Origin of the sequence: Saccharothrix espanaensis DSM 44229 (genome assembly GCF_000328705.1) — a bacterium.
Lineage (GTDB): Bacteria > Actinomycetota > Actinomycetes > Mycobacteriales > Pseudonocardiaceae > Actinosynnema > Actinosynnema espanaense.
The window spans coordinates 1,026,326-1,041,767 of the sequence record NC_019673.1; the positions used below are offsets into that span (position 1 = coordinate 1,026,326).

Annotated in this window: 17 protein-coding genes; 8 read left to right on the forward strand and 9 right to left on the reverse strand. The window is 71.8% G+C overall.

Translation table 11 applies throughout. The features are described from left to right. Positions 1 to 61 precede the first annotated feature (61 nt). The 3 genes from BN6_RS04955 to glnA all read right to left on the reverse strand — a co-directional run bounded on the left by BN6_RS04955 (position 62) and on the right by glnA (position 2,393). Positions 62 to 274 carry a hypothetical protein gene (locus BN6_RS04955; RefSeq protein ID WP_148302731.1) on the reverse strand — a complete coding sequence of 71 codons (213 nt, stop codon included), beginning with the start codon at positions 272 to 274 and terminating at the stop codon, positions 62 to 64. Positions 275 to 344: 70 nt separating this feature from the next. Beyond that, on the reverse strand, positions 345 to 647 hold the full coding sequence (locus BN6_RS04960; RefSeq protein WP_041311971.1) for a hypothetical protein: 303 nt from the start codon (positions 645 to 647) through the stop codon (positions 345 to 347). A 321-nt stretch (positions 648 to 968) separates the two neighbouring features. Continuing rightward, positions 969 to 2,393, reverse strand: a complete 1,425-nt coding sequence (glnA, locus tag BN6_RS04965) for a type I glutamate--ammonia ligase (RefSeq protein ID WP_015098447.1) — start codon at positions 2,391 to 2,393, stop codon at positions 969 to 971. A gap of 198 nt (positions 2,394 to 2,591) precedes the next feature. Between glnA and BN6_RS04970 the strand changes: the two genes are divergently transcribed. After that, positions 2,592 to 3,065, forward strand: a complete 474-nt coding sequence (locus BN6_RS04970) for an RDD family protein (RefSeq protein ID WP_015098448.1) — start codon at positions 2,592 to 2,594, stop codon at positions 3,063 to 3,065. A 255-nt stretch (positions 3,066 to 3,320) separates the two neighbouring features. On the opposite strand, the gene BN6_RS04975 is transcribed toward BN6_RS04970, so the two are convergent. Continuing rightward, positions 3,321 to 4,049, reverse strand: a complete 729-nt coding sequence (locus BN6_RS04975) for a DUF4191 domain-containing protein (RefSeq protein ID WP_015098449.1) — start codon at positions 4,047 to 4,049, stop codon at positions 3,321 to 3,323. A gap of 71 nt (positions 4,050 to 4,120) precedes the next feature. Between BN6_RS04975 and BN6_RS04980 the strand changes: the two genes are divergently transcribed. From BN6_RS04980 to BN6_RS49465, 5 genes are all read left to right on the forward strand, one after another. Further along, positions 4,121 to 6,178 (forward strand): ATP-dependent DNA helicase UvrD2, encoded by a 2,058-nt coding sequence (locus tag BN6_RS04980; protein ID WP_015098450.1) that lies wholly within the window; start codon positions 4,121 to 4,123, stop codon positions 6,176 to 6,178. 498 nt (positions 6,179 to 6,676) lie between these two features. Continuing rightward, positions 6,677 to 7,129 carry a WhiB family transcriptional regulator gene (locus BN6_RS04990; protein ID WP_015098452.1) on the forward strand — a complete coding sequence of 151 codons (453 nt, stop codon included), beginning with the start codon at positions 6,677 to 6,679 and terminating at the stop codon, positions 7,127 to 7,129. Next, complete coding sequence (locus BN6_RS45295; RefSeq protein ID WP_148302732.1) at positions 7,126 to 7,350, forward strand: hypothetical protein; 225 nt, start codon at positions 7,126 to 7,128, stop codon at positions 7,348 to 7,350. The genes BN6_RS04990 and BN6_RS45295 overlap by 4 nt, the downstream gene beginning before the upstream one ends. Positions 7,351 to 7,438: 88 nt before the next feature. Next, positions 7,439 to 8,350, forward strand: coding sequence for a methyltransferase (locus BN6_RS04995; RefSeq protein WP_015098453.1), 912 nt, complete (start codon positions 7,439 to 7,441; stop codon positions 8,348 to 8,350). A 38-nt stretch (positions 8,351 to 8,388) separates the two neighbouring features. Beyond that, entirely contained in the window at positions 8,389 to 8,520 is a 132-nt protein-coding gene (locus tag BN6_RS49465) for a hypothetical protein (RefSeq protein WP_085983480.1), read from the forward strand. A gap of 123 nt (positions 8,521 to 8,643) precedes the next feature. On the opposite strand, the gene BN6_RS05000 is transcribed toward BN6_RS49465, so the two are convergent. From BN6_RS05000 to BN6_RS47370, 4 genes are all read right to left on the reverse strand, one after another. Next, complete coding sequence (locus tag BN6_RS05000) at positions 8,644 to 9,282, reverse strand: hypothetical protein (protein WP_231905001.1); 639 nt, start codon at positions 9,280 to 9,282, stop codon at positions 8,644 to 8,646. Between the two features lie 166 nt (positions 9,283 to 9,448). Next, positions 9,449 to 10,759, reverse strand: coding sequence for an ABC1 kinase family protein (locus BN6_RS05005; protein WP_015098456.1), 1,311 nt, complete (start codon positions 10,757 to 10,759; stop codon positions 9,449 to 9,451). 84 nt (positions 10,760 to 10,843) lie between these two features. Then, positions 10,844 to 11,860 (reverse strand): ThiF family adenylyltransferase, encoded by a 1,017-nt coding sequence (locus tag BN6_RS05010; protein ID WP_158509343.1) that lies wholly within the window; start codon positions 11,858 to 11,860, stop codon positions 10,844 to 10,846. Positions 11,861 to 11,976: 116 nt separating this feature from the next. Next, on the reverse strand, positions 11,977 to 12,132 hold the full coding sequence (locus BN6_RS47370; protein ID WP_015098458.1) for a DUF5679 domain-containing protein: 156 nt from the start codon (positions 12,130 to 12,132) through the stop codon (positions 11,977 to 11,979). Between the two features lie 203 nt (positions 12,133 to 12,335). Between BN6_RS47370 and BN6_RS05015 the strand changes: the two genes are divergently transcribed. Continuing rightward, positions 12,336 to 12,863 carry a M48 metallopeptidase family protein gene (locus tag BN6_RS05015; RefSeq protein WP_041311978.1) on the forward strand — a complete coding sequence of 176 codons (528 nt, stop codon included), beginning with the start codon at positions 12,336 to 12,338 and terminating at the stop codon, positions 12,861 to 12,863. A 69-nt stretch (positions 12,864 to 12,932) separates the two neighbouring features. Here the strand turns inward: BN6_RS05015 and BN6_RS05020 are convergent, their stop codons facing one another. After that, the gene (locus tag BN6_RS05020; RefSeq protein WP_015098460.1) at positions 12,933 to 14,240 is read right to left on the reverse strand and encodes a zinc-dependent metalloprotease; all 1,308 of its coding nucleotides are present in this window, start codon (positions 14,238 to 14,240) and stop codon (positions 12,933 to 12,935) included. A gap of 81 nt (positions 14,241 to 14,321) precedes the next feature. On the opposite strand from BN6_RS05020, the gene BN6_RS05025 reads away from it, so the two are divergent. Then, entirely contained in the window at positions 14,322 to 15,407 is a 1,086-nt protein-coding gene (locus BN6_RS05025; protein WP_015098461.1) for a YlbL family protein, read from the forward strand. Positions 15,408 to 15,442 lie beyond the last annotated feature (35 nt).

Here is a 15,442-nt window from a genome sequence, read left to right on the forward strand (position 1 = left end):
GCGCCCGCCGGGGAACGCGCCCGGATCGGCGAATACCCGGCGCCCCACGCGTTCCGCCGGGTCAGTTGATGGCTTTTCCGCCGATCAACCCGCAGATCGCGCCGAAACCCGCGGTGGCCAGCGTCGAGCAGGTGGAGATGGAGTTCTTCACCACCTCCGTGGGATCGTGGACGAAGATGGCCATTCCGTTCATGGCGAGCAGCAGTGCGACTTCCAGCAGCAACACCGAGATGAAGATCATTTTGAAATGGGTGGTCACGGTCGCCGTGGTCACCGGGAACGGGTCCGCCTGGCGGGTGTCGGCGACACCGCCGCCCGGTTGGGCCTCCGACGCCCGGGAGCTGTCACTTGGCATCCTTCACCTCGCCCACGTCGACCGAGGTCGGACCACTCGTGCCACGCCCGGGCAGCTGGGCCAGGACCGCTCTGGCCAGCCGCTGCGCCTCGTCCTCGCTGAGCCCGGCGACCAGGGCCCGTTCCACCACCCGCTGCCGGAAGTTCTCGTCCATGTCGACGCTCAGGTAGTCGTCGTTGAAGCGGATGACCACCGAGTTCTTCGACGGCCTCCGGAAGATGAGTGAAAGCACCCGCCGGACGCTTCCGAAAAGCAGTCCGGACGAACTGATCGCGGCCGCCAGCGCGGTCACGGTAAAAGGGTCTATGTCCAACGCCGCTCGCGCCTCTCCGGTGTCCGCGTCCGCTGGTCGAGCTCTCTCGCCGTGACCGCGAACCCTGTCCCGACTGGGATCGCACGCGGGCCGGAAAACGTTTCACCCGGCGTTTTCGCGCAAAACTGCGGATTGGTCGCGCCGGAATCGGCGAAGCGGCGACACCCGGTCGGAAACGGCGAAAGGCCGGGTGACTGGAGTGTCACCCGGCCTTCGGTCCCGCTCAGAACGGCCGGCCCAGGTCCGGCCGCCGGCACGGGGCTCCGATTGGTGAAATTGCTGGTCGGAGCCCCGCGTCGGTCACACGTCGTAGTAGAGCGCGAACTCGTACGGGTTCGGGCGCAGGCGGAGGGGGTTGATCTCCTCCTCGCGCTTGTACGAGATCCACGTGTCGATGACGTCCGGGGTGAAGACGCCGCCCTCCAGCAGGAACTCGTGGTCCGCCTCCAGGTTGTCCAGGACGGCGTCGAGGGTCGCGGGGACCTGCTTGACGTTCAGGGCCTCCTCGGGCGGGAGCTCGTAGAGGTCCTTGTCGATCGGGGCCGGGGGCTCGATCTTGTTCTTCACGCCGTCCAGGCCCGCCATCACCATCGCCGAGAAGGCCAGGTACGGGTTGCCCGACGAGTCGGGGCAGCGGAACTCGATGCGCTTGGCCTTCGGGTTGTTGCCGGTGATCGGGATGCGCACGCACGCCGACCGGTTGCGCTGGCTGTAGACCAGGCTGACCGGGGCCTCGTAGCCCGGCACCAGGCGGTGGTAGGAGTTCACCGTCGGGTTGGTGAACGCCAGCAGCGACGGCGCGTGGTGCAGGATGCCGCCGATGTAGTGGCGCGCGGTGTCGGACAGGCCCGCGTAGCCGGACTCGTCGTGGAACAGCGGCACGCCGTCCTTCCACAGCGACTGGTGGGCGTGCATGCCCGAGCCGTTGTCGCCGAACAGCGGCTTCGGCATGAAGGTGACGGTCTTGCCCGCCTGCCACGCGGTGTTCTTGATGATGTATTTGAACAGCATCAGGTCGTCCGCCGCGTGCAGCAGCGTGTTGAACTTGTAGTTGATCTCGGCCTGGCCGCCGGTGCCGACCTCGTGGTGGGCGCGCTCGACGGTGAAGCCGTTGGCCTCCATGTTGAGCGACATCTTGTCGCGCAGGTCGGCGTAGTGGTCGTTGGGCGTGACCGGGAAGTAGCCGCCCTTGTACTTCACCTTGTAGCCGCGGTTGCCGCCCTCTTCCTCACGGCCGGAGTTCCACCAGCCGGAGATCGAGTCGATCTCGTGGAAGGAGGCGTTCGCGGTTGTGTCGAAGCGGATCGAGTCGAAGATGTAGAACTCCGCCTCCGCGCCGAAGTACGCGGTGTCCGCGATGCCCGACTCGGCGATGTACTGCTCGGCCTTGCGCGCGATGTTGCGCGGGTCACGGCTGTACGCCTCGCGGGTGAACGGGTCGTGCACGAAGAAGTTGATGATCAGCGTCTTCTCGATCCGGAAGAGGTCGAGGCGCGCGGTGTACAGGTCGGGCAGCAGCAGCATGTCCGACTCGTGGATCGACTGGAAGCCGCGCACGGACGAGCCGTCGAACGCGAGGCCCTCGGCGATGGCGTCCGCGTCGAACGCCGAGGCCGGGAGCGTGAAGTGCTGCATCACACCGGGCAGGTCGCTGAACCGGACGTCGATGAACTTCACGCCCTCGTCGGAGATGAACTTCAGGACCTCGTCGGGATTCTTGAACACCCTCGTAGACTCCTTCACTGCGGTGGGGGCGCGGTTCTACGCCGCTGGTCTCGTGCGGCCTGCCATCTACGGGCGACGCTATGGCGGCGGTGTTGCCCAGCAGTCACCCTGATGTTTCGCCAGTGTTAACGGGCCCCCTGGGGTGGGCAACCCGACCTGCCGATCCTCACCCGCTGAGCACGGCCTTACTCTGGTGGGGTGAGCAAGTGGACCGGTTCGTGGCTGTCTGGACCCCGCTCGGCACTGGAGCCGGGCGCCGACTCGGGCGACGGCACCGCCCAGCGGTGGAAGGGCGAGCGCCTCGGCCTGCCGAGGTCCGGGCCGGGCGCGGTGGCCGGGACGGGGCGCCGCGCGCTGGCGATCCTGGTCGACTTCGCCCTGTCGATGGGCGTGGCGGGCGTGTTCACCTACCCCGACCTGCCGCGCAACTGGAGCCTGCTCGCCTGGTTCGCCATCACCGTGGTCGCGGTCGGGTTCTTCGGCTTCACCCCCGGTCACGCCCTGTTCGGGCTGCGGGTGGCGCGGCTGGACGGCGCGGGGATGGTCGGCGTGCCGCGAGCGGTGCTGCGCACCGTGCTGATCTTCCCGATCATCCCGGCCGTGGTGTGGGACGCGGACGGCCGCTGCCTGCACGACAAGGCCGCCGGCACCGTGGTCATCCGCGTCCGCTGAACGCCGGTCGTCGAACGCGACCTCCGCGTCGGGTGTGGCGTCTGCGTCCTCCGCGCCGGGGTTAGCGCCTGCGTTGTCTGAGGTGTCTGCGCCGGCTGTGGCGGGTGGGGACCGCCGGCCGCCGGCCCCCGGTATCCATTGTCCCAGGGGGGACCGACAATTCCGGGGGGGATGGCTGAGAGCCCTCGTGGAAAAGCCGAGAGCCCTCCGCGCGGAGGGCTCTCGTCGGACGGCCGGTTGGCGGGTTGTGGCTGGTCAGCGGCGGCGCATGGCGCGTTGGACGTTGCGCATCTTCGCGCCCTGGGGCAGCGGGCCCTTGGGGAGTGCCGCGCCCCGGCTGGCCAGGGCGGCCAGGCGGTTCTCCAGCGTGTCGACCTGGGCGGTCGAGATGTTGCGCGGCAGCTTCATCAGGTGGCCCTGGAGCTTGCGCAGCTGGACCTGACCTTCCTCGGTGCCCACGATGACGTCGTAGATCGGGGTTTCGCCGATCACCCGGGCCACCCGCTTCTTCTCCTGCGCGAGCAGGCCCTTCACCCGGTGGGGAGCGCCTTCCGCGACCAGGACCACGCCGGGGCGGCCGATGACGCGGTGCACCATGTCACCGCTCGTCGTGCCGGCCACCGCCTGGGTCACGCGCCAGCGTCCGCGCAGGTTGTCCAGCGCCCAGCCGGCCGCGCCGGGCTGGCCGTCCGCCTTCGCGTAGACGTTGCGCTGCACCCGCCGCCCGAAGACGATCACCGCCAGCAGTGCGCCCACGGCGATGCCCAGCGGCAGCAGGACCCACTGCATGTCCCAGACGAGTCCCAGCAGGAACGCCGCCGCCGTCGCGCCCAACAGGCACAACAGCATCAGGGGCACCAGCGCCTTGTCCTCGCGGCGCTGCACCTTGAACGCCTCGAAGATCTGTCCGCGCCGCGCCTTCGAAGCCGCGCGCCGCGCCTTCGCCGCTTCCTTGGCGGCGGCCTTGTCCTGCTTTCCAGCCATACCCACCAGGATACGGCGCGCCGTGTCGCCCCATCACAGCCGTGCCCGTGTGCAATGCGAGGATGCAGCCCATGGAGCCGCTGCTGGAGGGACTCGACCCGGAACAGCGCGCCGCGGTGGAGGCACCGCGCGGCCCGGTCTGCGTGCTCGCGGGGGCGGGCACCGGCAAGACCCGGACCATCACCCACCGGATCGCCTACCTGGTGCAGCGCGGTCACGTCGCCGCCGGTCAGGTGCTCGCCGTCACGTTCACCGCGCGCGCCGCGGGGGAGATGCGGACCCGGCTGCGGGCGCTGGGCGTGCAGGGCGCGCAGGCGCGGACGTTCCACGCGGCGTCGCTGCGGCAGCTCCGCTACTTCTGGCCGCGCGTGGTCGGCGGGCCGCAGTGGGACCTGATCGACCGGAACAAGCTGCGGTTCGTCGCGCAGGCCGCCAACCGGGCCGGGCTGTCCACCGAGTCCGACTCGCTGCGCGACCTCGCGGGCGAGATCGAGTGGTCCAAGGCGTCACTGGTCGCGCCCGACGACTACCCGGCCGCCGCGGCGCGGACCCAGCGCGACACGCCCGCGCCCGCCGAGCAGGTCGTGAAGGTCTACCAGACCTACGAGCAGCTCAAGAACGAGGCGCAGCTGCTCGACTTCGACGACCTCCTGCTGCACACCGCCGCCGCGCTGGAGGAGCACAGCGAGGTCGGCGAGGAGTTCCGCGACCGCTACCGGTGCTTCGTGGTCGATGAGTACCAGGACGTCACGCCGTTGCAGCAACGCGTGCTGGACGCGTGGCTGGGCCCCCGCGACGACCTGACCGTCGTCGGCGACGCCAACCAGACCATCTACTCCTTCGCCGGTGCCTCGCCGCGCCCGCTGCTGGACTTCGCGCGCCGCTTCCCCGAGGCCGCCGTGGTCCGGCTGGAACGCGACTACCGGTCGACGCCGCAGGTCGTCGGCCTGGCCAACGAGGTCATCAAGTGGGCGCGCGGCCGCCCGGCCGGGTCCCGGCTGAAGCTGATCGGGCAGCGGCCGGAGGGACCGGCGCCCCGGTTCACCGAGTTCGACGACGAGCCCGCCGAGGCCGCGGCCGTCGCGCAGCGGGTCCGGGCGCTGCTGGACGACGGCGTGCCGGCCAGCGAGGTGGCCATCCTCTACCGGGTCAACGCGCAGTCCGAGGTCTTCGAGCAGGCGCTGGCCGAACTCGGCATCCCCTACCAGGTGCGCGGCGGCGAGCGGTTCTTCCAGCGGCCCGAGGTGCGCCAGGCGATGATCACGCTGCGCACCGCCGCCGCGCAGGACCCGCCCGGCGAGCTGCCGAAGGTCGTGCGCGAGGTGCTCAGCGGCGTCGGGCTCACCGACGAGCCGCCCGCCGGCGGCGCGGCCCGGGAGAAGTGGGAGTCGCTGCTCGCCCTGGTCGAACTCGCCGAGGAGCTGGCGACCGCCGTCGAAGGCGCGGACCTGGCCAAGTTCGTCACCGAGTTGGACGTGCGCGCCGAGGCGCAGCACCCGCCGACCGTCGAGGGCGTCACGCTCGCCTCGCTGCACGCCGCGAAGGGCCTGGAGTGGGACGCGGTGTTCCTGGTCGGCCTGGTCGAGGGCACCGTGCCGATCGTGCACGCGGACAACGACGAAGCGGCGATCGAGGAGGAGCGCCGGCTGCTGTATGTGGGGGTGACCCGCGCCCGTGAGCACCTGTGGTTGTCGTGGGCGCTCGCCCGTGCCGTCGGGGGCCGCCGCTACCGCCGGCGCAGCCGGTTCCTCCACGGGCTGGTCCCCGAGGACCACCCCGCGTCGCGCACCGCCGCCAAGCGCGAACCGCTCCAGCGCCGCCCCAAGCCGCTGTGCCGGATCTGCGGCTCGGCGCTGACCGACGCGCGGTCGGTCAAGCTCAGCCGCTGCGAGAGCTGCCCGTCGGACCTGGACGAGGAGCTGCTGGCCAAGCTGCGCGCGTGGCGCGCGGGCCGGGCCAAGGAGCTCAAGGTCCCCGCCTACGTGGTGTTCACCGACTCGACCCTGGTCGCGATCGCGGAGCAGCGCCCCGAGGACGTCCCGGGCCTGGTCGCGATCGCCGGCATCGGCGCGGCCAAGCTGGATCGCTACGGGGCCGACGTCCTCGCCCTTGTCCAGGGCAAACGCTGAAACATCACACGATCGACAGGTATTTGGAAAAAGCGGTTGCATCGGCCTGGGACCGAGTCATAACCTGCTGAGGCCGGGCGCGAAGCGCCCGCTGGGGATTTCGACAGAGCGTTGCTCCGAGACTAGCTGCCCGAGGAGGTGACCGGTGTGAAGACTCAAAACGGCTTCCCGATGCCGAGTCGCCTCTTGGCGACGGGCTTCACCGTGTCCGGCACCGCTCACGTTGCGGGGCAGAAGTCTGCCCGCGATCGGTACGCCTCGCAGTGGGGCGCCGAGCGAGTTCAGCTGATCAAGGTGCCGGCCGCCTACGAGCCCACCGTTGTCCCGACTCAGAACGTTGCGCCGTCCGCGCACGAGCGAGGTACCTGACCACCCGTCAGGCACACCTGAGGCTCACCAAGGCCGCGGACCCGTAACCGGATCCGCGGCCTTTGTGTTGTGTTCGACCCGTTTTAGCAGGACAAACCCCATCGCAAGACCTGTGACAGGAGTCCACTGATGTTGACCGCGACCGTCCCGATAGCCGGGACGTTGTCCACCGAGCCGGACCTGGCAGGAGCCGGGGTCGCCACCCTGATCGACACCGCGCCCGACGCCGGCTTGGAACTTCCTTGCCGCACCAACAACCCTGACCTGTGGTTCGCCGACGCGCCGGCGGAGCTGGAGCAGGCCAAGCGGTTCTGCGCCGGGTGCCCGGTGATCGCCGAGTGCCTGGCGGGCGCGCTCGCCCGGCACGAGCCCTGGGGGGTCTGGGGCGGCGAGATCTTCGAGCGGGGAGCCGTCATCGCGCGCAAGCGTCCCCGTGGGCGTCCGCGCAAGGACGCCGCACCCGCTGTTCCCGCGGCACCCGCCGCACCCGTTGTTCCCGCGGCACCTGCCGCGTCTGTTGTGCCCGCGGCACCTGCCGCGACCGTTGTCCGGGGGGCTACCGACCAGGAGGCCGCCGCGTGACCACGTACCGAACCACCAGCGATCAGACCGTCGTCATCGACCTTGACCCGCGAGGTAACCCCATGTTGCTCGAAGAAAATCTGGCCAGATCCCGAATGCATGAAGCAGAGGTATTTGCCCAACGGCATCGAACGGCCCGCCGCCTCGTCGTCGCCCGCCGGTGGCAGCGACTGGCCGGTTGGGCCCAGCGCAGGGCGCAGCTGACGGCCCGCGCGGTCTGACCGCCGGCCCGCCTGAGGGCCGCCGCGATCCGATGCCGTGACACCCGGCCCGCCCTCCCCTCGGTTCGAGGGGAGGGCGGGCCCCGTCATGGGTACGGTCTGGTGCGTGGCCGCTCACACTCACGACGGAATCGACTGGACATCGCGCCTGGCCTCGCTGCGGCGGGCCGCCGAACTCGACGCCGACGCCATCCGCGTCATCGCACGCAGGCTCGTGCGCACCCTGCCGGACAACCCGACCGTGGTCGACGTGGGCTGCGGCGGAGGCGGCATGGCCGTCGCCCTCGTCGAATCCCTCACCGCCCGCGGCGGCGGCACCGTTGTCCTGGTCGACGCCGTGCCGGAGGTCCTCGACGCCGCGGCGACCGCCGCCCGCTCCGCCGCGACCTACGAGAACGACACCCCCACGACGACCGTCCGCGTCCGACCCGTGCTCGCCGACCTGGCCGCCGAACGCCCGGCCGACATCGCCGGCCCCGCCCACCTGGTGTGGGCCTCCCGGGTCGTGCACCACCTGCCCGACCAGCGCCAGGCCGTCGCCGACCTGGCCGACGCCCTGGCCCCCGGCGGGTGGCTGGCCCTCGGCGAGGGCGGCCTGGAAAGCCGGTGCCTGCCGTGGGACCTCGGCATTGGCGAACCCGGCCTCCAGGACCGGCTCGCCCACGCCCGTGCCGAGTGGTTCGTGCGGATGCGCGAGTCCATGCCCGACTCGGTGCGCCTGCCCGCGGGCTGGAACACCGTGCTCACCGACGTCGGCCTGGTCGACGTGACCGCGTTCAGCTACCTGGTCGACCACCCCGCGCCCGCCAAGCCCGCCGTCCGCGAGTGGGCCGTCCGCCAGGTCGAGTGGCTGGCCGAAGTCGGAGCCGACCGCCTGCACGCCGCCGACCGCCACGCCCTCACCCGGCTGCTGGACCCGGACGACGCCGCTTACCTCGGCCGGCGTGACGACGTGTTCCTGCTGTCGGCCGGGACGGTCCACCTCGGGCGCAAGCCGTGAACCCGACCTGCGCGAGATGCGGCCGAACCCGCGAATCGGTGACCGACACCGCACAACTGCTCGCCTGGGCCCGCGAACGCGAAGACGGTGTCGACCGCTGGCTGTGCCACGACTGCGCCAGAACCCACGTCCGCGACATCGAGGGCAAGCTACCCGCCGAGTACTGGTAGCCGGTGGCTGGTAACCGGTCGTTCGGATTGCGCCGGATTGCGCCGGGTTGGCCCGGTGGGCAGCGTGGGCCGGCGGCTGGGGCACGGTTCGTGAGGAGGCTCCTTTCTGCTGGTGGGAGAGGGTTAGGTGAAGGCTGCTCGGCGGAAGTGGGCCAGTTTTCGGAGGGCGGTTCGGGGGACGGCCGCGCCGCGTTGGCTGCCCGCGTCGAGTTCGGCCAGCAGGGCGTCGGGGGTGTAGCCGGAGCGGATGGCCGAGGTCAGGACGGCGTGTCGGCGATGGGGGTGGGATTCCTGGCGGGCGGCGTCGAGGACCGCTCGCAGGGGTGGGGCCAGGGGGAGGCCGTCCTTCCGGACCGGTGTGGGCAGGCGGGTGGTGCGTTCCAGCAGCAGTTCGCCCCGGCCCGTCTTGCGGCAGGAGGCGGGTTGCAGGATGTGGATCGACGGCGGTAGCGGGAGGTGGGGGAAGCCCTGTTCACGCAGGGCGTCCACGCCGGTCAGCACGGCCTCCGGGCCCACGTAGGCCAGCGCCGCCCGCACCTGCTGCGCCCTGGTCGGCGGTGCGGCGGCCAGCAGCAGCACCCCGGGCAGGATGCGTTGCCACGGGCCGCCGGGACGGCAGCGGAGGTCGATCACGTAGCGGGGGACGCCTGCGGCTTTCAGGTCTGCGGTCTTGATCACATCGGTCTTGACCAAGCCGGTCGTGGTCACGTCGGTCTTGATCACGCTGGTGGTGGTTGCGGCGGTCTTGGTCGCGTCGGTCATGTCTTCGATCTTGGGCCGAACGGAGCAGGAGCGCGAGGACCGGTCGCGAATCTGTGGATGGGGAAATCGGGGTGTGGACAACTCCCGACCGGGGCGGCCGGAGGGCCGGGGGGCCGGTCGGGAGTGCCAGGGGCGGTGGAGCGGGAGGTCGGTGGAAAGCGGGGGTTCAGTCGGCGAAGCCAGGTTGCCAGCGGGCGACGATGGCGTGGGTGGGGACGTTCGCGTCCAGTTGGCACAGGATGCCCGTCGCGCCCAGCGTCACCCGGTGGATCAGCAGGTACTGGGGCGGCAGGTTGAGCGACCGGCCGGTCTGCGAGTCGGGGCTGCGCAGGTCGCCCACCCGCTCCGCCTGCTTCTGCAGCCACTTGCGGGTGAAGTGAAACGTCTCCGCGCGCAGCGGCTCCACGAACGGCCCCAGGTAGTTGAGGACGTCCTGCTCGGCCAGTTCGGTCCCCGGCCGGATGAAGTGCTCCGACCGGAGCAGTTCCAGCAGGTCGCGGGACCGGCCGTCGAGCGCCAGCCTGGTCATCAGGCCCAACGTCGGCGGCAGGCCGTCGGGCAGCCTGGCCACCGCGCCGAAGTCGAGCACCCGCAGCCGGCCGTCCGCGCCGAGCATGAAGTTGCCCGGGTGGGGGTCGGCGTGCAGCAGGCCGGACCGGCTCGGTGCGGAGAAGTGGAACTCCGCCAGCAGCCGGCCCGCCAGGTCGCGCTCCTCGCGTTCCCCCGAACGGATGACGTGGGACAGCGGGGTGCCGTCCGTCCACTCGGTGACCATCACCTTCGGCGAACTGGCTACCACGCGCGGCACCAGGACGTGCTCGTCGCCGTCGAACGCCTTGGCGAACACCCGCTGGTTGCCCGCCTCGGTCCGGTAGTCCAACTCCTCCAAATACCGGTCGCGCAGCTCTTCCAGCAGCGGTTTCACCTCCGCGCCGGGCATGATCGCCTGGAGCACCCGGCTGAACCGCAGCAACTGCTTCAGGTCGGCCTGCAGCGCCTCGTCCGCGCCGGGGTACTGCACCTTGACCGCGACGTCGCGGCCGTCGTGCCACACCGCGCGGTGCACCTGCCCGATCGACGCCGACGCCGCCGGGTCGTCGTCGAACTCCGCGAAGCGCTTCACCCAGCCCGACCCGAGCTGCTCGGCCAGCACCCGGTGCGTGGTGCGCGCGGGCATCGGCGGGGCCGCTGTCTGGAGCTTGGTCAACGCCTCGCGGTACGGCTCGGCCAGCTCGTCGGGCACTGCGGCCTCGAACACGCTCAGGGCCTGCCCGAACTTCATGGCACCGCCCTTGAGCTGGCCCAGCACCGCGAAGACCTGTTCCGCGGTCTTCGCCGACACCTCGGCGTTGACCTCCTCGGAACTGCGGCCGGCCAGCCGCTTCCCCCACCCGCCCACCACCCGGCCGGCCACCCCGATGGGCAGGCTGGCCAGCTTGGCGGTGCGCTGCACGGCCTTGCGCGGGATCTCACTCACCCGAAGATTCTCCCCCCGCCCGTGAAACACGGTCGCAGTGGTTTACGCCTCCTCGAACCTACACAGCCCATGCTGAGGACCGACTCACACGAGTGAGCGGCACTCACAGCGCGGGTGCACCGGGGCCAGCCGGTGCTCGACCAGACCCGCGAACGCGTTCACCTCCAGCACCGCGTCCCACGCCGGCGGCCGGGTCCGCGCGCCCGACCCGTGGTCCACGGCGAGCAGCACCTGCCCCGCGGCCAGCCCGGCGGTCGTCACCACGGTCGGCAGGTCGGCGTGCCGCGGCTGGTCGACCAGCTGCACGGCCAGTTCCGACCAGCCCCGGTCCAGGTCGGCCCGGTGCAGGTCGTAGCACCGCAGGCAACTGCTCCGGCCGGGCACCACCAGCGGCCCGACCACGCCCAGGCCCTCGGCCGCCCGCACGGCCAGGTGCGGCGTGCCGTCGAGCAGCAGCGCCCGCACCAGCTCCGGCGGCGGCACCTCGGCGTCGGCGAGCACGACCAGGTCGGGCGCCTTCACCCGGACCTCGGTGCGCACGTCCGGCGCCGCGCGGCGCAGCGCGTCCTCGACGGCCTCCGCCCGGGTCCGGCCGACGTCACCGTCGAGGTAACCCGATCCGGTGTCTTCCGGGTTCACCCGGCCGCGCGCGACCACCCGGACGTGGCCCACCCCGGCCGACGCCAGGTGCCCGGCGACCGCCGGCGCGAGCCGCCCGTCGCCGTGCACGACGACCGAGCGGGCGGCCCGCGCGGCGACCAGCCCGGGTGCGGGGCGGCCGGTGCGCAGGGCCCACTCGGTGGTCTCGGTGACGAGCCGGCCGTGCGGTCGCGGGACGGTCTCCTCGACCAGCCCGAGGTCGGCCAGGGCGTGCACCAGGCGGGCGAAGTCCTCGTCCTGGTAGTCCCGCCCGGCGAGCTGTCGCAGCAGCTCAGGGAGGGTGTGGCGGCCGGTCAGGGCGAACAGCGCGGCGGCCGTCTCCGGCGGCACGTCCTCGATCAGGACCGAGTGCCGGGGGTCGAGGCCGATCTGGATCGCGTCGGGCCGGCGGCGCAGCACGGGCAGGCCGGGGAGGACGCGGGGGCGGTGGAACGTGGTCACGGTCGGCAGAGTGCACGGAAGGGCACTGCGGCGGGTGCGACCGCGCGCGGTTCCCGGCGAGTCGTGCGCTGGAGACCTGGTCGGGTGGCCGGGAGCGGGCCCGGCCACCCGCCGGCTCAGACCTTCGCCTTGCCGAGGATCCGGGTCACCGTGGTCCCGCAGACCGGGCACTTGCCCTTGGCCATCCTGCGGTTGTTGCTCTCGTGCACCTCGCCCGTGAAGTCGCGCTTCTCACGGCACTTGACGCAGTAGCCGTTGTAGGTCTCGGCCACGGCTTCCTCCTTGCTTCGAGAGTGAGGGGCGATCTGCACCACACTCGGGGGCTGCGCTGCACGCTACCTCCGTGGGCGGACAACCGCTGCACGCGACGTGCCGCGTGTCCAGCCGTCGTTCGGGGGAATCTGTTCGGCCGATGCCGCGCACACCGCCGCTTGGCCGCCGCGAATTGTCGGTGCGGGGCCTTACCGTGAACGCCATGCCCGAACCGCAGGTGGAGGTACGGCGCAGCGCTCGGCGCCGTCGCATGGTGAGCGCGTACCGCGAGGGGGACACCGTCGTCGTCCTGCTGCCGGCGCGCATGAGCAAGAGCGAGGAGAAGCACTGGGTGGCCGAGATGCTCAGCCGCCTGCAACGCAGCGAGACCCGCAGGCGCTCGCCCACCCGCACGTCCGACGCCGCCCTGCTGGCCCGCTGCGAGGAGCTGGCCGACCGGCACCTGGACGGCGTGCGGCCCAGCAGCGTCCGCTGGGTGCCGCCGATGCGCACGAGGTGGGCGTCCTGCACGCCCAGCGAGGGCACCATCCGGATCAGCGAACGGCTCCGCGACGTGCCCGCGTGGGTGCTTGACTACGTCCTGGTGCACGAACTGGCGCACCTGAGCGTGCCCGGCCACGGGAAGGACTTCTGGGAGCTCGTGCACCGCTACCCGAGGTCCGAACGGGCCATCGGCTACCTGGAGGGCCTGTCCGCCGCCGCGGGCCTGGGCATCACCGAAGAGGACTGACCCGGCCCGTGCCGGCCCGCACGAGGGGCCGGCGACCGGGTCGGTGTCGGGTCGGTCCGGGTCGGCGTGCTACTCGGAGCCGTCCGGCTTCTCGCCCGGCTTCTCGTCCCGCAGCGTCCGCTCCAGCTCCGCCATCGGGTCTTCCAACGCCTTGCGGGTCTGCCCGAACCGCTCCGCGAACTCCATCGGGTCGTCCAGGTCCTCGGCGCTGGGCACCAGGTCCGGGTGCTCCCAGACGCTGTCGCGCTGCTCGGTCCCGTACTGGTCGCCCAGCAGCTTCCACAGCGCCGCCGCCGACCGGTGCCGGCGCGGCCGCAGCTCCAGCCCGACCAGCGTCGCGAACGTCTGCTCGGCCGGCCCGCCGGACGCCCGCCGCCTGCGCAGCGTCTCCCGCAGCGCCTCCGCGCCCGGCAGCCGCTCGCCCACGGCCTCCGCGACCACGACGTCCACCCAGCCCTCGACCAGCGCCAGCAGCGTCTCCAGGCGGGTCAGCGCGGCCTTCTGCTCGGGCGTGGTCTGCGGCTCCAGCATCCCGGACTTCATGGCCTCCTCGATCGAGGCCGGGTTCGTCGGGTCGACCTGGCCCGCGAGCTGCTCCAGCGCCGAGGTGTCGACCGTGATGCCCTGCGCGAACGCCTCCACCGTGTCCAGCAGGCGCTGCCGCAGCCACGGCACGTGGCTGAACAGCCGCTGGTGGGCCGCCTCGCGTGCGGCCAGGAACACCAGCACCTCGCCGGCGGGCAGCTCCAGGCCCTCGGTGAACTTCTCGATGTTCGCGGGCAGCAGCGCCGCGGTGCCCTCGGGCCCCAGCGGCAGGCCGACGTCGGTCGAGGTCAGCACCTCGGCGCCGAGCTGCGCGAGCGCGCCGCCCAGCTGCGAGCCGAACGCCATGCCGCCCATCTGGCCGAGCATGGACAGCAGCGGACCGGCCGCCTCCTTGGCCTCGGCGGGCATCGCCTCCACCCACGCGCCGGACACCCGCCGCGCCACCGGGTCGCACAGCCGCTGCCACGTCGGCAGCGTGCGCTCCACCCAGTCGCGCGCGGTCCAGCCCTGGGACCTGGTGCTGCCGGCGGGCAGCGCGGTCGCCGGGTCGAGCCACATCTCCGCGAGGTGCACCGCGTCGGCCACGGCCTTGTCCTGGTCCGGGGTGAACCCGAGCCCGCCGCCCTGGCCGGCGAGCTGCTGCAACGCGATCTGCTTCGCCAGGTCGTAGTTGACCGGCCCGGTGGAGGTGCCCGTGTTGCTGAACATCGCGCCGAGCTGGCTCAGCATCGCGCCGAGCTGGTTGAAGTCGAACGGGTTGCCCGGCTCCTCGGGCTTGCGGCCGCGGTCGTCGGGGTCCTGCGGGCCGAACCCGAAGGGCACGTCACTCATACCCCCACGGTACGCGGGCCGTGGGTGGCGCGCGGGACCGGTTCGCCGAGGGCGTGAGGGGGTGGTCGTACCCTGTCGGGCGTGAGCGAAGGCACCGACACCGTCGTGGAGCAGCCGACGAACCGCCCGGTCCGACCCCGTGGCGGTCTGACCAGGCGCACGTGGACGCTGGTCATCAGCCTGGTGGTGGTCCTGGCGCTCGGCCTGCTCGGCGGGTTCGCCAGGGTGCCTTACGTCGCGTTGGGCCCCGGTCCGACGTACAACACGCTGGGGCAGGTCAACGGCACCGACGTGGTGCACGTCGAGGGCCAGGAGACGTTTCCGACCAACGGTTCGCTCACCATGACCACGGTCTCGCTCACCGATGACGTGTCGCTGTTCGGCGCGCTCGGGCTGTGGGTCAGCGGGCGGTACGCGCTGGCCCCGCGCGAGGAGTTCTTCCGACCCGGCGAGTCCGAGCAGCAGGTCCGCGACCAGAACGTGAAGGCGTTCCAGGACTCGCAGACCAGCGCCGAGGTCGCCGCGCTGCGGTACCTCTCCTACCCGATGAAGGTCGTCGCCGGCGACATCACCCGCGGCAGCGCGGCGGACAACGTGCTCCAGCCCGACGACCGCCTGCTGGCCGTCAACGGCAAGGAGCTGGCGAGCTACGAGGACGTCCGCGGCGCGCTGGAGAACACCAAGCCCGGCGACCGGGTCGAGATCACCTTCCAGCGCGAGTCGGCGCGGCAGACCGCGACGATCACCCTGGGCAAGTCGGAGGACCGGGCGAGCGGGTTCCTCGGCATCCGGCCGGTGGACCGCGCCGACGTGCCGTTCGACATCAAGATCAGCCTCAGCGACGTGGGCGGCCCGTCGGCCGGCCTGCTGTTCGCGCTGTCCATCGTGGACAAGCTGACGCCCGGCGAGCTCAACGGCGGCCAGTCCGTCGCGGGCACCGGCGAGATCGACGACCAGGGCCAGGTCGGCCGGATCGGCGGCATCAACTTCAAGATGGTCGCCGCGCGCGAGGGCGGCGCGACGACCTTCCTGGTGCCGGCCGGCAACTGCGACGAGGCCAAGCAGCACGCGCCCGAGGGGTTGCGGCTGGTCAAGGTCGAGAAGCTGACCGACGCGGTCGACTCCCTCAAGGCGATCAACGCGGGCCAGGACGCGCCGCACTGCTGACGGCACGCACTGCCGACCGCACGCACCGCTGACGG

Excerpts from the sequence above, each read along its gene's own strand:
- BN6_RS05000 (WP_231905001.1), bottom strand. The coding sequence starts at position 9,282 with ATGACCGACGCGACCAAGACCGCCGCAACCACCACCAGCGTGATCAAG.
- BN6_RS04975 (WP_015098449.1), bottom strand. The coding sequence starts at position 4,049 with ATGGCTGGAAAGCAGGACAAGGCCGCCGCCAAGGAAGCGGCGAAGGCG.
- BN6_RS05015 (WP_041311978.1), top strand. The coding sequence starts at position 12,336 with ATGCCCGAACCGCAGGTGGAGGTACGGCGCAGCGCTCGGCGCCGTCGC.
- BN6_RS04995 (WP_015098453.1), top strand. The coding sequence starts at position 7,439 with ATGGGTACGGTCTGGTGCGTGGCCGCTCACACTCACGACGGAATCGAC.
- BN6_RS05020 (WP_015098460.1), bottom strand. The coding sequence starts at position 14,240 with ATGAGTGACGTGCCCTTCGGGTTCGGCCCGCAGGACCCCGACGACCGC.
- BN6_RS04980 (WP_015098450.1), top strand. The coding sequence starts at position 4,121 with ATGGAGCCGCTGCTGGAGGGACTCGACCCGGAACAGCGCGCCGCGGTG.
- BN6_RS04990 (WP_015098452.1), top strand. The coding sequence starts at position 6,677 with ATGTTGACCGCGACCGTCCCGATAGCCGGGACGTTGTCCACCGAGCCG.